This window comes from Vibrio sp. B1FIG11, from assembly GCF_905175335.1.
Taxonomy (GTDB): domain Bacteria; phylum Pseudomonadota; class Gammaproteobacteria; order Enterobacterales; family Vibrionaceae; genus Vibrio; species Vibrio campbellii.
In genome coordinates this window covers 948,543-968,656 of sequence record NZ_HG992752.1, presented here as the reverse complement: position 1 = coordinate 968,656, position 20,114 = coordinate 948,543, and the positions used below count along the sequence as shown (strand labels likewise).

The following is a 20,114-nucleotide window of genomic DNA, read 5'->3' as shown; positions in this document are numbered from 1 at the left end:
TCCAATGCGATCTCTTCGGATAACTTTAGTTTGGGGAAAACGAAGTAGATTGCCTATTGACAGGAGAAAGGCTCATATGTGTTATGCTGCATTTAGCAACATATATGATTTAACGAACAATGACAGCTCTTTATCTGCTTCAGCTTCTTTTTGAAGCTCGGCTAGTGCTGCTTCACGTAAAGCTTTAGAAGATGTTCTAAAACAAGCATCAATAGTACGTTTGATCTCTTCAATTTTAACCTGTCTCTTTTCTAGAAGCTCCGGCCTGTTAAGGTTCAGGTCATTTATTGTCAAATCTCCTCGTTCACTCCCGTTCTTTGAGAATAAGTAGGTTCCATAAGCTACGAGATGCTGTTCAGGGTCTTCATCATATGGGTTTATATAGGGAGTATCTTCATGATATTTATCTGATTTTGAGTTGTTACATTTTGGACATGCGTATCCAAGGTTTTCCCAAGCAAACATTAGTTCAGGGTATTTGTCTTCGGCTTTTGGTTTGATGTGCTCCACATGCGCAAAATCGATATGAGAAATTTTGCACTCACAATACATACATTTATCATTGTTTGCGTCCTTTAACGCAGCCTTATTAACAGGATGCTTGTAGTTGCTCGCTGCAAGGGCGGCTGGGTTTGGGCAGTTTGGGCGAAATAATCTAATCACTATTTTCCCTCCATGAATTTTTCAATAGCTTGAGGGAGTAACTTTTCAAGACCGATCTCAGCCAAATCTTGACGCATTAACGTAAATACCTGTGGGTCAGCAGAACAAGACTCATATTTTTTATTAATCGAATTTAGTTTATCTTCCACCCATATAGGCATTGTGAAAGACACGCCTAAAATTTCATCAAGCACTTCAATAGCATTCTTTGCTTGGTGATGTAAATCAAGTTGATGTGAATCAACTTTGCCAGCCGAATTATGCTTTAACGCATATACTGCGGAGTCTTTAACAGAACCAACAACTAAAGGGCTATGAGTTGAAACAATAAATCTCGCATTCGGAAAAGCATTTACTAGATCAGGCAAGACTTTTCTTTGCATTATCGGGTGTAAATGGTTTTCAACTTCATCAATAATCACTGTAAAGTCAGACTTTTCTTTAGTTGAAAACATGTAGATTTGCCAAGCTATATCTATTAAGGCGCTAATACCACCAGAAGCTGTTTCCAATACAAACTCATCATTACCTCCGTTACAAACAAAAACCACCTCCATGTTTCGAATTTCGATTTCTTCGAACCCGATACTTGCAGGTAGTATTTTTCTTAAAACATTTTGAAATCCTTCAAAATTTTGTATTTGTTCGTCATCTGATGGCATGATTGCCTTGTGGGCGTTATGAACGCCATAGCCTTGAATTACCCAGCCTATCAGGGTATTTTTCATAAAAAAGCTACTAGATTGCCCTCCATTCCCCTGATATCTTTGCATATTACTTTGAGAAACTTCTTGAAAGGCATTTTGCTTATTTTTCTTGGTGGTTGGAATACTTCCTACTTGTTGGTATTTAAATATAGGTCTATGCGAAGGTATATAAAAAGAATGAAGGTTTTGTTGTTGCTGAATCTGGACATGATATTGCGCTGAATTGCCGTTGTTCACTACTAATGGAGAATTCACATTGTTAGAGTATATAATTCTTCCAATAGAGTTATTGCTCCCTTTATCTACGCCTGAAAAAAATCGAAAGAAATATTTAACTATTCCTGTACTAGATTCTGTTTTAGGTGTAGCTAATGAAACGCTATTCCAGCCACAGTGCTTAGCTAAAATATTTAGAATGGTTGTTTTTCCACTACCATTACCGCCAGTCAATATCGTTACTCGATCATGAAATTCGATATCAACTTCTTGAAATTGTTGCCATTCGTTTAAACATATTTTCTTGATATACATACGATTCCTTATTCATGCAGTATAACAATTTATTAGCTCCCAAAGAGGGGGAATTAGACACCCCACTTTAGGATTTTTTTCGCATCCGCTGGACGCTTGGACTTAGCATAAGCGCATGTTTTGAATAGAGTATAATCATACATTCCAAAATCACGAACGAGAAAATACGACAAAGTGTGGGTATTTCCTACACACCTCACGATTGGTATTAGAAAATCTATCGAAAATTCTCGGGATGAGATGTGGGCCGTTAGCTTTCGCTAGCAAGAAAAGGGGCACTTCCGAGTTACGAAGTGCCGACTGTGAAGGTTCTGGACAAAAATGCGTAGGCATTTCCGAAACCGAAGAATGAAGCATTAGTTTAGATATGGAAAAGATAGGGCTCCTCCTATTTTTGTTCCAATTAATCCCCAACTTCACCATTTTTGATCGCAAAGATAGTTACACCTTCATCAAACAAATCTAGTTCTGAGGTATACAAGAGTCCTCGTTTACTCCACGCTTTGAAATGCTCCATGCTGTATGGTTCGTTACGTATTGAGAATTGCTCTAGTGCTGCGGTTAATCTTACTGTACGAAGAATAGACATTCTAAGGTTTGGTTTTACATCATCAAGAATATTCACCCAACCATCATCATCAAGGCTTTCACCATAATCGTCATCACATTCAACTAAGTGGGAGGCCATGATGCTCCTACTTCTAATGTAAAGAATGGCTTGGATTAAAATTTCTAGGTGCTCTGTCGCTAAAGCATCTTCCTGTTGGGCATGTTCTAGAAAAAAATCTATAGTCTGAATTTGTTCAGATATGAGAGATGTGTCAAATGGCGATGATTTTGTGCAATCTTTAATACTAATGCGAAGTTGACTGGCGTAATTTAACAATTGGTTTTGTATCACTTCAATCGCGCCATTCAGTCTCAGTTTGGCTATGTTTCGTTTCCTTCTTTCCTTCCGTAACTCGGTCTGTCGAGTTGCATAGATAGCGAACAAGGCGGCTACGAAAGCAATAACCGCTGCATTGAAGGATTGCCATACCTCCCAAGTGTTTAAGAGGTTTTGCCAGTGACCTATTTCTCCATTGAGTGGAAATAATAATGGCTCAAAAATCATGAAATATACGTAGGCTATTAGAATTAAAAAAAGCAAAGCCCGAAACATGACATTAGAAATCAGCCGATCAATACGATCTATCATTCGTACTTACCTTATTAGAAACTTCGAACTGGTAATGCCCCAGTTTACTAGACATTACATAGATAAGAAAAAGTAGGTCAAACCTCCCACTGTGATTTGTGAGGTTGAACGTTACTGACACGAAATGGGGCAAAATGAGTCACTAGGACAAGCCCCACTAGTGAGTTTGCTAAGTCACCAGTCACAATATTCCGCACAGCATACAAATAAGTTCTTATATTTTCAAAAATGATATTTAATTGATTGCATAGATATTTTTATTCGTCTTCTCTATGAATTCTTACTTGACATCATTTCAATGACTTCCTAAATATTTGCTCTTTTATGTAAGAACCTGACGCGTGGCAAGTAGATTCCTAGTCTCGCTTATCCTCGCTGGAATGACCCAACTGAGACACCGTGTGCAGTGGTTCGGTTTGTGAGTCTGAATTGATGCATCCCCACAAACCTCAAACCTCACGTTTTAAAAGGCGTACCGCGGAACTAAGTAAGACTGGTTAGCTTGCTTGTGGTTAAGCGCTCTTCCACCATGAACTCGAGTACTTCTTGATTTGGTAGGCCTTGCTGACGTACTTGCTTTGTTTATCCACTTCACAATTCGAGCTGCTCTATTTCATAAATTAATTTGTATTTATTTACGCAAATATAAACCTCGTCGTAATTGTTGTCCTAATTTAAAGGTGAACCAACAACCTAATAAGGAAATACAATGTCAGTTAGTAAACATTTAGTGGTTAACCTGTGCAGCGATACTCTTAAAAGAGTTCAAAAGCAAAAACTCAACTTGATCATCATGCAAGGCACGGCATCTAATAATCCCGACAGCCTGACTAATTCGGTGGTGGCTAAGATCTCTCATGACGATCTGTTTGAACAAAACCGTATCGAACTGCATCAGAAACTCATCGGCTTCATTACCAAATCGTCACTGATATCCGGTACACGTATTGATGCGACGACTTCACGTAACATCAATTTGGGCGACACGTTCGAGATTGCTGAAGACAACGCTTCGGTAACCGTCATAGAGCCTGATCATGTGTCAGATTCAGAAACGTTTTCGTTCGTTAACAAAGGCGATGAAACGACGGTGGGCTATTCAGTATACGGTGGTGAAAACGGTGGGAAACGCGATTAACTCACCACTTGGACAAGCTGCGATTTCAGTGGCTAAAAAGGTTCTGTTGTAGCGAACCATTGAGTTCTTAATTCAATGACGCCCCACCTTGGATGTGGGGCTTTTGCCGTAGGAGTAAATCATGAAAAAATATGCTTTGTTAGTTGCAGGGCGTTCTGAGCTGCGTCACTTGAACGATTTAGAGCGCTGTTATCGAACGCTAACTAATGAATGTAATATCCCTCCGCAGAACATATTCGTCCTCTATTACAACGGGGCGATGCATTTTGATCTCATGGATTTCAAGTACCTTCACTCTGCTCCGCTGTATTATCAGGACAATACTAGGCTAACCATTGATATTCGTGGTGAGGCGACGCCGCAAACACTCAAGCAGACGTTCTCTAAACTTGGGCTCATGCTCTCAAGTGAAGATATGTTGTATGTGATGACTTCTGGACATGGCTCTCGCAGAGAATTGCATTTGTCAGAAGAAGTGGAAGAACCTAGTGCGGAATCTGAATTGAGCTGTGCGTTAAAGCATCCGGCAATTGGCGCAGAGCTGTTCGGTCACTTGCTTGGCCAGTTACCTTCTTATCATTCACTCGTTGTTGTTATGGGGCAATGTTACAGTGGCGGCTTTCAAGATTCTGTTATGACCCATTCAACCGCCACCACAACGTTGTTTTCTGCGGCGTGTGAGGCGGATAAAGAGTCCGCAGGAGACGAGCACTTTACCCCTTTTCTTCACTACTGGATGACATCCTTGGCTAGTGCACCGCTCAGTGAGCCAAAGGTTCATCACCAGTATGCCGTTAACCATACCTTGCGATTTGATTCACCGGTAATCGGAGTCTCCGCGAAACAAACCACACTAGAAAATGAGTAAGTGTGGATGTTTGGGGTTATAAGGATTTTCTAAATTGATTGGGGGCAACACCTGAATAGCTTTTGAACATTTTCGAGAAATTAGATACCTGCCTTATTCCTACATCGAGCGCGATGTCTGTGACGGAGTTTTTCGTTTCGTGTAGCAGTGAGGCAGCTTTTAGCATTCTGAGTTTCTTGATCCAATTGAAGACGGTTATCCCCATCACGTCTTTAAACATCCGAGTTAAATAGGTTCGATTGGTGCCAACGTAATCCGCAATTTGCTTGAGTGTGAAATTGTCGTCGATGTGTGTCTCTATATAATGGCAAGCTCTTTGAACCATCAGAACGTTGTGATCATAACTGGATTCATGTTGGGCCTTTTGACAGGCGTTTATCCAGTTTTCGTGGCACAGCAAATCAAAGTGAACTGGCGTAGGTAAGCTTCTGCTGCGGGTTATCTCCCACTCTTTCAATTCAAGTTGAAACATGGTTTTCGAAGGTGATAGTGCATGGCTTATCGTTAATATCGGGTTTTGTATTTCTTCACTAGACCAACCAATTTCTGCCGTTGAAGTTTTATCGTCTCTTGAGACAATCACTAAAGCTAGGGGGTTAGTGATTTCCGGCAAGTATCGAAAATTAATAACGGAGTACCCATGCTCGGTGAGAGTCTTCTCAATATTTCTTCGCTCTACAACATTGTTTCCTAGGTAAACTATATGGTTCATTACTCGCTGCACCTTTGTGGATGTCACATGTGCAACGATATGAATACAAATTGAACAATTCTTATTTCTGCGTAAACATCTTTAGTGAATCCCCCTCAATTCAGAGTGAGATCAACTAATGCGGCGATTGGTTTACAAGTCCTTCATTGAGCCCGTGCTGCAAGGCCATCGGTAGTAAGCAAAACACTCAATTAAATCAGCAATTAATGTGAACATTGGTCGTTTGCAATAACACAAAGTGGCCGTTCAAAACGAAAATCACTACGAATTACCTAACATAGCCAAACTGCTAATCAAATTGACACTCACATTTGTAAAAACACCCCTTCCCTGAATAACTCCAACTTTTTCAATACGTTATTAATGGCACGATTTATTCATAACATCATATGCAACTTATTAAGGGAAACGACTATGAGAAGAATATCATTATTACTGGGGTCGATTTGGTTAGGAGCAAATGCATACGCAGCGCCATTCGACACCTGCCCAAGCCAGGCGTATCTGTTTCAGTCCACCCCGACCCAGATTTATGGGGTCAACCTAGTCACGGGCTCGACGACTTTGTTGCAAACAGACACTGGCATTCCAGGGAACATTAATGCTGTCGGGTTTGATTTCACCGACCGCTATCTTTACGGCTACGACACGACCGAGAACCGTGTTGTCCGTCTGGGGCAAGATTTCCAGGCGGAGGTGTTAAATGTGTCTGGTCTGCTCGGAACAGGGAATCACTTTTTCGTGGGTGACGTCTATGATCATGTGTACTACCTATATAGAAGAAACAAAGGTATATACAAAATCGATCTCGCTCCTCTCGACAGCGATCCAACCGCAACACTTTCACTAGTACAAGTAAACTCTACGGCAACACTTTCTTTCGCTGATTTCGCGTTTCACCCGGATAACGGCAATATATATGCGGTAGATACAAATACAGGGAAACTTTACAGTATCGACCGTACCACTGGCGTAACGACTCTTGTCGGCAACACCGGTGTGACGGGGTCGTTCGGCGCTGCTTACTTTGATGTTGATGCTAATCTGTATTTGTCGCGCAACTCCGACGGTAAAATTTTTAGAATCGACTTGTCTTCCGCAAGCCTTGCCGCGGGCACTATAACCGCTGTAGAGTTTGTTTCTAATGGGCCAGTATCCAATCAAAACGATGGTGCCCGCTGCGCTAATGCGCCAATCATCGATCCAAATGACCCTATCGACTTTGGTGATGCACCAGACACCTACAGCACAACATTGGCGTCAAATGGTCCTCGCCACGAAATAGACGGTTCTACCTACTTGGGCAGCGTTGCCCCTGATGGCGATGTTGGCGGGCAAGCGGATGACAATGCTGTCGACACTGCCGATGAAGAAGGGGTTGGCTTCGTGGCGGCACTCGACCCGGGTTTAAGCTCGGTGATTGAAGTCACCGCCTCCACTTCTGGCTATTTGTCTGCATGGTTTGACTGGAACCGAGATGGCGACTTTGCTGATGCGGGTGAGCAAGTCTTTACTGATGAACTTCTCTCCGCTGGTAGTAACACGCTGCCATTTATTGTATCTGACGCGGCAACTGCGGGGTCAAGCTGGAGCCGTTTCCGATTCAGTCAACAGACAGGCCTAAGCTACACCGGTGGTTCAACGTCTGGTGAAGTGGAAGACCACCCTATTACCATTACAGGTAACGGGTACTCGGTCGAGCATTTCCCGAGTGTTGACTCTTATGCTTCCGTCGCTTTTGAAGACAACTGGCCATATACGGCTGATTACGATATGAATGACGTGGTCGTCGACCTTCAAATAACAGAGACCACCCTCGCAGGACATGTCGAAATCATCAGTATTTCTGGTAAGTTAGTGGCTTACGGTGCTAGTTATCAAAACGGCTTCGCGATCCGACTACCTGGCGTCGCACGAAGCAGCATTGAAACGGCCTTAACAACGCTCAAATTCGACGGTGTTGAACAAGCTTCGAGTGGCCTTGAATCTATCTCCGATGAAGCCATATTCATTATCGGTGAAGATATGAGTGTACACGCTAGTCCAAGCGGCGGTTGTACTTACTTCAGAACCGAATCGGGTTGTGACACTGGCGCTTCGCTGCTGAACTTTTCTCTCGATATCTACTTTACCGAAGGCTCCGATCGCTCTGCCATTGCCAACATGCCGTATGACCCGTTCATCTTCGCCACACCAAATACTTATCATGGTGAAGGGCTTCCGTTCCAACCTGGACGAACATTGGAGATCCACCTGCCAGGCCAAGCTCCTACGGAACAATTCGATACGAGTTTATACGGTATCGGTGTCGATGCTAGCTTGAATGGCTCCAACAACTACTTTAAAACCGCTACCTACCTACCTTGGGCACTGCTCATCGTTGAAGATTGGGAATGGCCACTGGAGCGCGTTGATATTGTTGAAGCCTACCCTGAGTTCCAAGATTGGGCAGAATCCGGCGGCACAACAAACCAAAACTGGCATCAATCACCTGCCACTGACAAAACTTACGATCTACCATAGGGAGAGGATACGATGAAATATATAATTGCAATTCTTATGGGGGTTATCCTACTCGCGCTCACCGCCTGTGGGGGCGGTGATGGCTCTGGCGGTGGAAGCAGCGATGACGACAGCTCAACTCCGCCCCCTGTTACCATTGTTGAACCAGATGAGCCAGATGATCCGACAACAGCGCAGGACTTAGTTGTCCCAGAGGGCTTTGACTACAACCCAGTAAAACCGGGTACACTGAGTGTGGATATTAGCGGCTTTTCGACACAACGAGCGCAGTTGAGTTTGTACAAGCAATTTAGCGAAGACAACGCTGGTAACTACCGAGCTCATTACGCAAGTAAAGTGGTTTCTGTTCCATTAGCCAGTGGGAAAGTGGATTTCGACTTTAATGTATCTGACAGCCAAAAAGACTTGCTGGTCGAGATTTGGTTTTATGATGGCTCAGAGCCGGTAAAACGTGTTATCTCTGTCAATGACACTAGCTTGAAGCTGTAAGGCTTTCTAGCTATCTAGCTCTACGGGCAACTAAGCACCACTTTAAAAATCGCATGCTTCTTCGGAACATGCGATTTTTTTGAATTGGGAGAATACATCATAAATTAGGAGATCACTCTCACTCGTAGCAAGTTACCGTAACTTCCAGCAAGTCAATTCCGATTATCCTTCAAAGAGCCAAATTCACATCAGGCGTGTTCATATGTGGCGAATGGTTCATCGTCAGAATTAACATTTAACATTTAACATTCACCGCACACATAAAAAACCAACCACACATTTACCAGCAAAATAAACCTCAATAAAACCCCACCAGCCTTTAATAACAATCACATCAGTTATTATTGATATTACTTCTCAGTTGCACTAACATTCGCAACTTCTTCCTGTATGGACACACTTCCTTACAAATCAAAACTTCATAACGGAATAGTTAAATGGGCCTTATCCATAGAGCAATCGCATTGGTGCTGTGTACTCTCACCTCATTTGGATCTTTCGCGACTAATGAACGTTCGGTCACAGATGAAAGAGGAACGTTCACGATCACAAGGACACCTCAACGCGTCGTTGCTTTGGAGTATTCTTTTGTCGACGCCCTAGCCTCTGTCGGAGTTTCTCCTGTTGGCGTTGCGGATGATAAAGATGTAAACCGAATTCTTAAATCGATTCGAGACCAAGTGGCACCTTGGACTTCTGTTGGTATGCGCCCCCAGCCAAGCCTAGAAGTTATCTCTCAATTGAAGCCTGACCTTATCATTGCCGATGTTCAACGACATTCGTCTGCCTATGACGCTCTGTCTAAGATTGCCCCAACACTGCTTCTGAAAAGCCGTGGTGAGAACTATGAACAGAACCTAGATGCCGCAATGAAAATCGGTATTGTTCTAAACAAGGAACAAGAGATGAAGTCGCGCATTGAGCAACACAAAAAGGTGATGGCTGAATTCAAGACGAAGTTTGCGAGCTCCGACACTATGCAGTTCGCGGTTGCAACAGAGAAAGGCATGTGGCTACATGGCCCAAAATCGTACGCGGGAAGCGTGTTAACTTGCCTAGGTATCCAGAGCCCAATTCCAAATGAGAAAGAGCGTGCTTACGTTGAAGTGAGCTTAGAGCAGTTGCTAAAAACCAACCCGGACTGGCTTCTGATCGGACCATACAGTGAGAAAACCATCGCAGACACATGGAAACAGAGCCCTCTTTTCAATCTCCTTAACGCACGCAAGCGCCAACAGGTTGTGAATGTTTCGCCACAAGCTTGGTCTCTTAACCGAGGTATGCATGCTGCCGAACAAATCGCACAAGATCTTTCTGAATTACTAAACAAATAGATGTCTTTTATTAATGTTATGCAAAGTAGAAAAGCGCTATTTGGCTGTTTCGTTGTTTTTTTAGCACTCAGTTTGGGGACGGTTGCATCTATGATCAGCTACTCCTCTTTTGAGCTTAAGACCCACGACTTATTTGGGTTCTGGTTTAGCTTTGATGAAGCAAATATAAAACATCAGATTCTCTCATCGTTGAGAGCACCCCGTGTACTGGCCTCTCTCCTGATTGGTATCAATCTCGCGATTGCCGGGCTTCTTATGCAAGGGCTAACAGCCAATCCGCTGGCGTCTCCAAGCATTTTAGGGATAAACGCCGGGGCATCTTGTTTTATCGCTATCTCTTCCATGAATTTGGTTTTCTTGCCTGAATTACCACTTTCCGTTAATGCGTTGCTTGGTGGCGCGGTAAGCGGACTGCTCGTACTTTCTTTAGGTGGTTTCTTTGCTGGTAAGTCACATCCAATTAAGTTGGTATTGGCCGGCATTGCCGTTAACGCCCTGTTAGTTGGTATTACGAGAAGTGCATTAATCCTAGCCGATGATATGGCCTATAGCATATTGAACTGGCTGGCTGGGTCGATCGCTAACATCACTTGGGAAGACTGGGCACAACTTTGGCCTGTGAGCTTGGTTGGTATCGTTTTGACCATATCACTCGCTCGTAGTCTTAACTTGCTGACTCTTGGCGACGATATTGCGACCGGACTTGGTGTAAACCTCACCCGCACACGTGTTATTGCTTGTATTTCCGTGCTGTTGCTAACCACATCGAGTGTTGCTATCGCGGGACCTATCGCTTTTGTTGGCCTACTTGTTCCTCATATCGCCCGCAAGCTTGTCGGCACCAATCACTTTATTTTGCTGCCTGTCACCGCGATGCTTGGCGCAAGCCTTTTGGTGTGGTCTGACGTTATTTCACGCATGGTCGCGTTCCCAGCAGAAACGCCGGTCGGGGTTATTACTGCATTGATTGGTTCGCCATTCTTCATTGCACTGGCCGTTAGGAGCAAAGTGTCATGAACAAAACAAAAGCAATTACGTTAACCGTTTTATTAGTTTCTTGTGCGATAGGCAGCTTATTCGTCGGTAGTGTCTCCCTTTCCTTAAGTGACGTGGTAACCACACTATTTCACGGTGGCGACTTCGATTTCATTATTAATCAATACCGACTGCCACGTTTTATCTTAGCGATTGGCGTTGGTGCTGGACTCGGGCTCTCTGGTGCATTGATCCAAGGAGTCTTGAGAAACCCTCTCGCCTCACCAGATTTAATGGGTATCAGCGCGGGAACTGGTTTTGCTGCAACCTTGCTGCTTGTTTATGTGCCAGACGCATCATTGCCGTTACTTGCCTCTGTTGCCATTTCCGGAGGAGTTACCGCCGCGCTTGGTATTATTGGTATCAGCTATAAATACAACCCCACCCCAGCAAGGCTCGCATTGATTGGCATTGCAATCAGCACCTTCATTTCTAGCGGTATCGATTTTCTGCTGATTGTTAACCCGGTAGAAATTAATACGGCAATGGTCTGGTTAACCGGAAGCTTATGGGGGCGTAACTGGTCACAAGTACCATTGATTTGGATATCACTGGCCATCTTACTGCCTCTTGCGTTGCGACTGGCTTGGAAACTCGACTTAATGGGGCTTGGGGAAGAAGCCGCCACCACAATAGGTGCTCAACCAGAGCGCACACGCTTTATCGCATTGGTTCTTTCCGTTCTCCTTGCCAGTATTAGCGTTGCAGTAAGTGGGACGATCAGCTTCGTGGGCTTGCTATCTCCTCATTTAGCTCGCTTATTATTTGGACACAATCACAAGTACTTGCTCCCTATGTCTGGTGTGATTGGGGCTTTACTTGTGGTTGTCGCAGACGCCGCCGCTCGTGGTATTGCTCCCCCACTTGAACTTCCGGCTGGAGTACTAACTTCGCTCATTGGTGCACCTTACTTCATCTTCTTACTTCAACGCTATAAAGGTTGGAAATAATGCTTAAAACACATCAGCTGTCTGTTTCTTATGGCAAAGAAAACATTATTCATAACCTCGATCTCGACATTCCAGAAGGAAAGATCACAGCATTAATTGGCCCCAACGGAAGTGGTAAGTCGACGTTGCTTAAAACCTTATGTCGCATCAACAAACAATTTGATGGCTCACTCACTGTCTACGATAAGTCGATTAAAGATTACGCCGACAAAGAGCTGTCTCGATACATTTCATTGCTGCCCCAAGTGTTGACAACGCCAGAAGATATTACGGTGAGAAGACTCGTTGAATACGGTCGCTCGCCCTATTTATCTTACTGGGGGCGTTTGACTCAAGACGACCACGAAAAAGTAGACAAAGCCATTGCCGAAACACAGATAGAGGAATTAGTCGACAAGAAGGTAGATGCTCTATCCGGCGGTCAGCGCCAACGTGTTTGGATAGCGATGGTTTTGGCACAAGACACACCGATTGTCATGCTTGATGAACCGACCACTTACCTCGATTTATCTCACCAAGTAGAGCTGATGAAGTTGATTCAAAAGCTAAATGCGGCAGGAAAAACCGTGATTGTCGTACTTCATGATTTGAACCAAGCCTGCCGTTACTGCGATCACTTGGTGGTACTGAAGAAGGGGCAAGTTACCCATCAAGGTGCACCTGAAGAGATATTCACTCAATCGTTGCTCAAGGATGTTTTCGATCTTGATGCAATGATCATGAATGACCCCGTTTCAAACAAACCTATGTGTATAAACCTATAAAAACAATCGACATAGCCTTAATTTAAATACTCAAAACAGGATATGAAAATGAGTAAACTTCCTTTCACTCTTTCAGTATTAGCACTTTCAATCGCGAGTGCACACGCTGAGACAGATACGCAAAACGAAGGCGTACAAGAGATGGAAACCATGGTGGTAACAGCAACCCGTTATACCCAAACGCCAGATAAAATTGCAGGTGCGGTCACCGTCATCGATGCTGAGGATATTGAAGAACAATCTATCATCTCTGACGACCTGACCAGCATTCTTGCTACCTTGGTTCCGGGTATTACACCAAGTCGCCAAAAGATGTCTAACCAAGGCGAAAACCTGCGTGGTCGCCAAGCGCTCATCATGATTGATGGTGTACCTCAAGTGAACCCTCTTCGAAACGGCAACCGTTACGGCTATACGATTGATCCATCAATGGTTGAACGAATCGAGGTCGTGAATGGTGCAAGTGCGGTTCAAGGTATGGGAGCTACAGGCGGTATCATCAACTACATCACGAAAGGTGCAAAACCGGGTGATGATTGGAAACAAACGGTTGGTACTCGTGTGACTTCAAGTTTCGATAACGACAGCACTGGCGGAAAAGTTTTCTACAACGTCAGTAAGTACGATGACGAATTTGACCTGTTCTTTGGTGGTTCTTGGGATCAACAAGGCCTTTACTACGATGGTAATGGTAACCCTATTGGAATGAACGACATTCAGGGTGAAACGCAAGACAGCACAGCGACGGACATTTTCTTTAAAGGTGGCTACAACTTTGATGACGGTAATCAGCGTATCGAATTGACGGCTAACACCTATACGATCGAGGCCAATGGTAACTATAAAGGTGTCAAAGGTGATTTCGAGAATGGAATTCCTGGGACTGTAGAGCCGGGCTCTCCTTCAGGTGAACCAGTGAGCAATGAAGCTCAGTTATTCAACCTACAATACACGAATTACGATCTGGGCAATGGTATGCTTACCGCTCAGATGTTCTACCAAAACTACGATGCGGTGTTTGGTGAAGCAACGTGGTACCCAACCGAAACCAAAGTTAACGACCAAGGCGCTATCTCTTCTCAAAAGACTGGCTTTAAAGTCGGTTACGAAACCTATGACTTGCTCGACCTCGATGATACTTGGGTATTTGGCTTAGATGGCCTACATGATCAAACGGAACAAACACTCGACCAGTCAGGCTTGAATGTGACGCCTCTTATGGAATATTACAGCCTAGCGCCATTTGTCCAGGGTGACTTCCTAGTGACGGATGCGCTTCGCCTATCGACCGGCGTTCGCTATGAAAGCATCCGAGTAAAAGTAAGCGATGGTCAAACTATCTATGGCTACGGTGTCGATGGACACAACTCTGAGATCATTGGTGGCACACAGGATTCTTCAAAAGCGGTATTCAACGTAGGCGCCGTTTATACTTTTACGAATGAATTCAGCACGTTTGCTAGCTTCAACCAAGGGTTTGGCCTACCAGATATTGGCCGTATCCTACGTGGTAACTGGGTTGGTGATGCAAACCCTGGCCAAAACGGTACGCCAATTGATTTCAATACAATGCCAGCTGTAGAACCGGTTGTAACAGACAACTATGAGCTAGGCCTTACCTATCGCGGAGACAAGTTGTTTGTTAGTGCAAGCACCTACATGTCTATTGCAAAAGATGGCGCTAACCTAGCACTCAACAACAATGGTACCTACGATGTAGAACGCCAACGCACCGACATCATGGGTTACGAACTGACCTCAACCTACCAAGTGCTCGACTCAACTAAGCTGAGTGCTATGTACGCGCACGTTGAAGGTGAAGTCGATACTACAGGCAATGGCAGTGTTGACTCTGACATGGATCTAAAAAACCTGACACCAGATCGCCTACTGCTTGCCGTTAACCATAATTTCTCTGATGTGCTAGAGAGCCGAATTCAATACAACTACCTATTCGACAGCAAGAAAAGTGCAAACAATGTTGGCGCAGAGCAAAACTTTGATGGCTACGGGCTGGTTGATTTCAGTACGCATTACGACATGCGTGATAAAGGCCGTATCGCTTTTGGTATTGAAAACGTAATGGATGAGCAATACATCAACTACTTCAGCCAAATTCGTAATCACAGCTCTTACTACTTCTCTGGTCGTGGCCGCACATTCAGCTTAAGTTACGAGCTTGATTTCTAACTCTGATTTTTCTTATAAGCACTGTCCCACAGACAAAGAATGAAAATCAAAAAAGGCGAACCACATGGTTCGCCTTCTCAATTTAATGCTAGTTGATTAGTTCGCTGTTGATGCGGCGTGCTGCTCTACCATAAACACGATGACTTCTTCGTTTAAGCAAGATTTGCTGATGTATTGGCGTTGTTTACCAAGATGAAGGATGAAGCCCAAATCGGTTTGTTCGAGTTGGTCGATTTCATTCCATGCGAGGCTGCGATCGATTTTACCGCTTTTGTAGCGTACTCCGTCTGCATTCACTTCAAACACCACTTTGCTGCCACGGCTTGAGCTGATGGTTTGACGCCACAGCCACCAAGTTCTTTTGAAGTAAACGCTGCACGCTTCAATCACACTCAATACGATAAAGAACCAACCGACATAACCGTTAGGTAGCAGTTCAAACTCCAATAAAACCACACCAAAGACAAGAAACAGTATCCCTTTTAGATACGCTTGTGGGAACTTAGTTGGCTGGCTAGTTTGGTCATAACACTCGGCAAAGAAAGGCTTGTCGAGTATGTATTCTGTGGTGAATTCGAAATCTTTAGACATGTATGGTTACTTTAAGGTTTCTGTGAATGAGTATTCTTGGTTGCGCTCTTGCAACACCTGCATTGTAGCGCTTCTCAGACGTTATCTTTAGCAATTTTGATTCTGTTTTGTAAATCAATAATTCCGGGGGAATCCAGCAGGTAATCTCTCGCCTACTCTGCATCCCAATCATCAGCTTTTTGTACAATGAGTTCAACGACGCAAGCCAACTCTTTACGTTTTGGGGTTAACCCGTAATTGACGGTAACTGGAATGGTGTCTTCTTGTTTTCGCCACACAAATCCATGCTCAGATAACAGCTTCAAGCGCTCAGTCAGTACCTTACTCGATACCAGCGCTAGCTGTTTACGAATCTGGCCGAATCGCATCTCTTCTTTTTGCCCTAGTAACCATACAATGTGAGCGGTCCATTTTGTCGATATCAAGGTTAAGTATTTATCGACACTGCAATACCCCGCTGGCTGTACTTGATGATCCACTGTTGTCGGCATCGCCTTTCCTTAATTCATGCTCTGTTATAGCAGTGTAATCAAACGCGGCATCACAAACCAATAGTTACCTAAGAGTAACTAGTTACTTTTGGGAAGCTAATTTTAAATCGTAACCAACTTATCTATTGTGGCTCCAACAAGGCGAAGGGACAGGTGCGACCTACGCCAGTATTAAAAGGATGACGATATGCGTTACATTTTACTGTTTACTTATCTTGTCTCTCTTGGCTTACATGCAGAGACTCTTTATTCAAAACCACAAACCCCCTCTGAATTACATGCGTTATTTGCTCAGTACTTTGCAAACAAAGATTTGGAGGGATTAGGAACACTTTTTCATACAGACGCGGTGCTTGTTGTAGATAAAGAAGGTAATCAAGCCAAGGGCAGAGAAGAAATTAAGCAGGTATTGAAAGGCTACATGAACGGCGATGTAGACATGCTCACCAAAAGCGTTTCTATCCATATTAACAACGACGTTGCCATGGTGCGCTCTGATTGGGAAATCTCGAATGCTTTAAAGGGCAAGAATATACAAGGAACTGCGTTAGAGGTGATGCATTATGTTGACGGTGGCTGGGTCTATATTATCGATAACCCAAACGGTTTTTGATATCTCGCTTTAAACAAGATCAAACAAGGTGGTGCACTTGGCTCGCCTTGTTCGTTGATAACCACCTCTTCAGCGTTTTTGTTCAATTACAGTGTTATACGTAATCTAAAAAGCAAATTGTTGCCCCATACGCCCCACTTCAAACTCATTCAGTAACAACCCTCACCCATCATGACTTATTGACGATGCTAATTATTAGCACTACGTTTTAGTCTATGTATATTGATCGGGTTCGATCCTTATGGTGAATCAAACGATGCACTTCGAGTCACTCAAACGCACACTAGACAGCCCTCCTCTAAAGCTTCCAATTAAGCAGAGTAACGAAACTTATCGTTTCCATACCATGATCAAACCTAGTGGCTCCCAATGTAACTTGGATTGCCAGTACTGCTTTTATCTTCATAAACAGTCCCTGCTTGATCAACCCACTCGACCCAGGCTAAGCGACCACATGTTAGAGCTCCATATCAAACAGTATATAGAGGCTCAAACTGGCGATGAGGTCGTGTTTAGCTGGCAAGGAGGCGAACCAACGTTGATGGGGTTAGACTTTTTTAGGCGGGTTGTCGAACTTCAAACAAGGTACAAGAAGAAGCATCAACGCATTGAAAACGATCTGCAAACGAATGGGGTTGCGTTAAATGAGCAATGGTGTGCTTTCTTAAAAGACCATGATTTTTTAGTCGGTTTGTCTATCGATGGACCAAAAGAGATGCATGATGTTTACCGCTATAGCAAAGGAAAACATGGCAGCCACGATAAAGTAATGAGGGCAATAGCATTATTGCGTAAACATGAGATCCCTTTCAGTGCTTTGTGTGTCGTCAATAACACGAACGTTGAGCATCCGTTAGCGGTTTACCGATTTCTTCGAGATCATGTGAACGCCCGAACCATTCAGTTTATTCCTTGCGTTGAGAAAACGGATTTTACTACCTGTGCTCCGAATAAGGGCACTGAGCAAAGGCTCGTCACCAAAGATTCACCTCAATCAAAGCCGACCCACCCCGACTCTATCGTGACTTCTTGGAGCGTTGATAGCGCTAAGTGGGGTCTATTTTTAAATGCAATTTGGGACGAATGGTTCGCAAAAGATTTTGGCAAAGTCTTCGTCGATCAGTTTGAAAACTTGGTATCGATATTATTAGGGTATGGCAGCCAAAAGTGTGTGACCAGCCAGATTTGCGGTAAAAACTTGGCCATTGAGCACAATGGCGATTTATACAGCTGTGACCATTTTGTTTACCCCGAATACCAGTTAGGGAATATCCAAGATGTGCACCAAGGCGATCTCGCATTCAGTCAGCGTCAAAAAGACTTTGCTTACGCCAAGCACCAAACACTTCCTAAATACTGCAGGGAATGCCCCTTTCTTAAATTGTGCTGGGGGCACTGTCCAAAAGATCGTTTCTTATTAACGCCGGATGGCGAAACCGGCCTCCAGTACCTTTGCTCTGGCCTACAAGCTTTTTATCAGCATTCGACAAAGGATTATCCATTACTCGTTTCACGGCTAAGAGAAAACTAGACCGACGACCGATACAAAAAACAAAAAACAAAAAACAAAAAACAAAAAACAAGTTTAACGGGAGAGCTCAACTGGCTAGACGGGTTTGAAACCAATCATCGATTAGAAGGAGATAACACCTTCTTCACGCTTTTAGTCGGTTTTTAAACAAGGAAATAATCATGAAACACACCACAAGTCATTGGGTTACCGCATTCTCATTACTGTTCATTTCTACGTGTTTCGTTGTGCCCAGCTTCGCGAGTACGCTATCAAGAGCGGAAGCTACCTCTAAGAATATGCAGCCTGATATTCCAAGGAAACAACAGGAACAAGAGACAAGCAAGATACTGTCTGAGCTAGCAACAAAGAACGGAAAACGTCCCAACATCATCTGGTTACTTGTTGATGATCTCGGCTATGGCGATATTGGCGGTGTTTGGGGCGGCGGTGATGTTGTGGGAGCTGCAACTCCGAACATCGACAAGCTGGCTGCGGAAGGTTTGGCGTTGACGTCGGTTTACTCTCAACCAACCTGTACGCCAACACGTTCTGCGATGATGCTCGGGCGTCTTCCTATTCGGACGGGGCTTATTCGCCCGATCCTTGCCGGTGATAAAGTCTCCGTCAATCCATGGGAAGGTGAGGCGAGCATCGGGCAACTCTTAAGTGATGCCGGATATCACACGGTACTCACAGGGAAATGGCATACCGGTGAAGAGGAAGGTATGCGCCCTTGGGAGGTCGGGTTTGATGAGTTCCAAGGCTACTATGCATCCCAAAAAGAGATAACCCAGCAGTTCGATGATAAACGCTACCCAGACCTTGTGCTGGACGAAGAAAAGGCAGCCGCGTTTAAAAAGGCGGCGGGTCATATTGACATGTTTTACGGCCAAAAAGGCAAAGGCCAAGACGTCGTTGAAGAAACGACAAGTATTGAGCAGTTTGTTCAAGCCGACCAAAAGCTGATGGACTTTACTGTCGACAAGATTAAAGCACTGTCAAAAGAGGATAAGCCGTTCTTTATTTATCACAATTTCTTAAGAGTTCATGCTGATAACTACCCAAGCAAAGAGTTTAAAGGGGCGAGTAAAAGCAAATACCCTTATAAAGATAACGTTGTCGAGGTGGATTATTTAGTCGGTGAAGTGATGAAAGCCCTTGCTGATGCGGGCATCGAAGAGAACACCTTTGTTTTCTTTACATCGGACAACGGACCACAAAGGGACACATGGCCAGATAGCGGCTATACACCATTCAGAGGGGGTAAAGCATCGGCTTGGGAAGGCGGTGTTCGCGTTCCTGGGATCGCCTATTGGAAAGGCGTCATCCAACCTCGCCACTCAACGGGCTTATTTGATTTGATGGATTTGTTTAATACCTCTTTAACTTTAGGGGGCGTTGCAATGGACACTCTCCCAACGGATAGATACTACGATGGTATTGATCAAAGTTCGTTCCTTGTTGCTCCAAACGGTCAAAGTAAGCGTGAACATATCTACATTTGGACGCAAACCGAATTAGCCGCGATTCGAATCCGAGAATACAAAATGCACTTCCAAGCAACGCAAGAGCTCTCTGACTTTATGGGCATAGACTATTCCATTAAGCAACAAGTGGGTTTATCGCCTTGGTTGTTCAACTTGTACATTGACCCTAAGGAAGAAATGCCATTAGGACATAGGCTAAACCCTTGGCTTGCTTCCATCGCAGCGGATGCGAAAGAGCACATCAAAACGCTGAAACAATTTCCACCTAAAGACGTGGGTCTGAAGCAGTAATTTCTTTGTTCGATATCCTGCTATCT

General features: G+C 44.1%; 18 protein-coding genes. 12 read left to right on the top strand and 6 right to left on the bottom strand.

Annotation, left to right across the window (positions count from 1 at the left end; all coding sequences use genetic code 11):
- Nucleotides 1-81: 81 nt before the first annotated feature.
- The 3 genes from KHO06_RS21225 to KHO06_RS21215 all read right to left on the bottom strand — a co-directional run bounded on the left by KHO06_RS21225 (nt 82) and on the right by KHO06_RS21215 (nt 3,099).
- Nucleotides 82-663: an HNH endonuclease signature motif containing protein gene (locus KHO06_RS21225; protein ID WP_017040201.1), complete on the bottom strand. Its 582-nt coding sequence runs from the start codon at nt 661-663 to the stop codon at nt 82-84.
- Nucleotides 663-1,901 (bottom strand): AAA family ATPase, encoded by a 1,239-nt coding sequence (locus tag KHO06_RS21220; RefSeq protein ID WP_081233270.1) that lies wholly within the window; start codon nt 1,899-1,901, stop codon nt 663-665. The genes KHO06_RS21225 and KHO06_RS21220 overlap by 1 nt, the downstream gene beginning before the upstream one ends.
- Nucleotides 1,902-2,304: 403 nt before the next feature.
- A complete protein-coding gene (locus KHO06_RS21215) occupies nt 2,305-3,099 on the bottom strand; it encodes a hypothetical protein (protein ID WP_081233271.1) in 795 nt (264 codons plus the stop codon).
- Between the two features lie 709 nt (nt 3,100-3,808).
- On the opposite strand from KHO06_RS21215, the gene KHO06_RS21210 reads away from it, so the two are divergent.
- Both KHO06_RS21210 and KHO06_RS21205 read left to right on the top strand, forming a co-directional pair.
- Nucleotides 3,809-4,237, top strand: a complete 429-nt coding sequence (locus KHO06_RS21210; protein WP_212583349.1) for a hypothetical protein — start codon at nt 3,809-3,811, stop codon at nt 4,235-4,237.
- Between the two features lie 121 nt (nt 4,238-4,358).
- Entirely contained in the window at nt 4,359-5,105 is a 747-nt protein-coding gene (locus tag KHO06_RS21205; RefSeq protein WP_212583348.1) for a C13 family peptidase, read from the top strand.
- Nucleotides 5,106-5,121: 16 nt separating this feature from the next.
- Here the strand turns inward: KHO06_RS21205 and KHO06_RS21200 are convergent, their stop codons facing one another.
- A complete protein-coding gene (locus tag KHO06_RS21200; protein ID WP_212583347.1) occupies nt 5,122-5,817 on the bottom strand; it encodes an AraC family transcriptional regulator in 696 nt (231 codons plus the stop codon).
- A gap of 414 nt (nt 5,818-6,231) precedes the next feature.
- Here KHO06_RS21200 and KHO06_RS21195 point away from each other — a divergent pair, with 414 nt between their 5' ends.
- From KHO06_RS21195 to KHO06_RS21165, 7 genes are all read left to right on the top strand, one after another.
- Entirely contained in the window at nt 6,232-8,340 is a 2,109-nt protein-coding gene (locus KHO06_RS21195; protein ID WP_212583346.1) for an LruC domain-containing protein, read from the top strand.
- 12 nt (nt 8,341-8,352) lie between these two features.
- Nucleotides 8,353-8,829, top strand: a complete 477-nt coding sequence (locus KHO06_RS21190; protein WP_212583345.1) for a hypothetical protein — start codon at nt 8,353-8,355, stop codon at nt 8,827-8,829.
- Between the two features lie 437 nt (nt 8,830-9,266).
- Nucleotides 9,267-10,163 (top strand): Fe(3+) dicitrate ABC transporter substrate-binding protein FecB, encoded by an 897-nt coding sequence (locus KHO06_RS21185; RefSeq protein ID WP_212583344.1) that lies wholly within the window; start codon nt 9,267-9,269, stop codon nt 10,161-10,163.
- On the top strand, nt 10,164-11,180 hold the full coding sequence (locus tag KHO06_RS21180; RefSeq protein ID WP_212583343.1) for an iron chelate uptake ABC transporter family permease subunit: 1,017 nt from the start codon (nt 10,164-10,166) through the stop codon (nt 11,178-11,180).
- Entirely contained in the window at nt 11,177-12,148 is a 972-nt protein-coding gene (locus KHO06_RS21175) for an iron chelate uptake ABC transporter family permease subunit (RefSeq protein ID WP_212583342.1), read from the top strand. Before KHO06_RS21180 ends, KHO06_RS21175 begins: the two co-directional genes overlap by 4 nt.
- Nucleotides 12,148-12,912 carry a Fe(3+) dicitrate ABC transporter ATP-binding protein FecE gene (fecE, locus tag KHO06_RS21170; protein ID WP_182052408.1) on the top strand — a complete coding sequence of 255 codons (765 nt, stop codon included), beginning with the start codon at nt 12,148-12,150 and terminating at the stop codon, nt 12,910-12,912. The genes KHO06_RS21175 and fecE overlap by 1 nt, the downstream gene beginning before the upstream one ends.
- 48 nt (nt 12,913-12,960) lie before the next feature.
- Nucleotides 12,961-15,102: a TonB-dependent receptor gene (locus tag KHO06_RS21165; RefSeq protein ID WP_212583341.1), complete on the top strand. Its 2,142-nt coding sequence runs from the start codon at nt 12,961-12,963 to the stop codon at nt 15,100-15,102.
- A gap of 96 nt (nt 15,103-15,198) precedes the next feature.
- Here the strand turns inward: KHO06_RS21165 and KHO06_RS21160 are convergent, their stop codons facing one another.
- Both KHO06_RS21160 and KHO06_RS21155 read right to left on the bottom strand, forming a co-directional pair.
- Nucleotides 15,199-15,693, bottom strand: a complete 495-nt coding sequence (locus tag KHO06_RS21160; protein ID WP_212583340.1) for a YcxB family protein — start codon at nt 15,691-15,693, stop codon at nt 15,199-15,201.
- Nucleotides 15,694-15,845: 152 nt separating this feature from the next.
- Nucleotides 15,846-16,184, bottom strand: a complete 339-nt coding sequence (locus tag KHO06_RS21155) for a helix-turn-helix domain-containing protein (protein WP_212583339.1) — start codon at nt 16,182-16,184, stop codon at nt 15,846-15,848.
- 187 nt (nt 16,185-16,371) lie between these two features.
- On the opposite strand from KHO06_RS21155, the gene KHO06_RS21150 reads away from it, so the two are divergent.
- From KHO06_RS21150 to KHO06_RS21140, 3 genes are all read left to right on the top strand, one after another.
- A complete protein-coding gene (locus KHO06_RS21150) occupies nt 16,372-16,797 on the top strand; it encodes a nuclear transport factor 2 family protein (RefSeq protein WP_212583338.1) in 426 nt (141 codons plus the stop codon).
- 241 nt (nt 16,798-17,038) lie between these two features.
- Entirely contained in the window at nt 17,039-18,328 is a 1,290-nt protein-coding gene (locus KHO06_RS21145) for an anaerobic sulfatase maturase (RefSeq protein WP_212583337.1), read from the top strand.
- 161 nt (nt 18,329-18,489) lie between these two features.
- Nucleotides 18,490-20,088 (top strand): sulfatase-like hydrolase/transferase, encoded by a 1,599-nt coding sequence (locus KHO06_RS21140; protein ID WP_212583336.1) that lies wholly within the window; start codon nt 18,490-18,492, stop codon nt 20,086-20,088.
- The last annotated feature ends 26 nt before the right edge of the window (nt 20,089-20,114 follow it).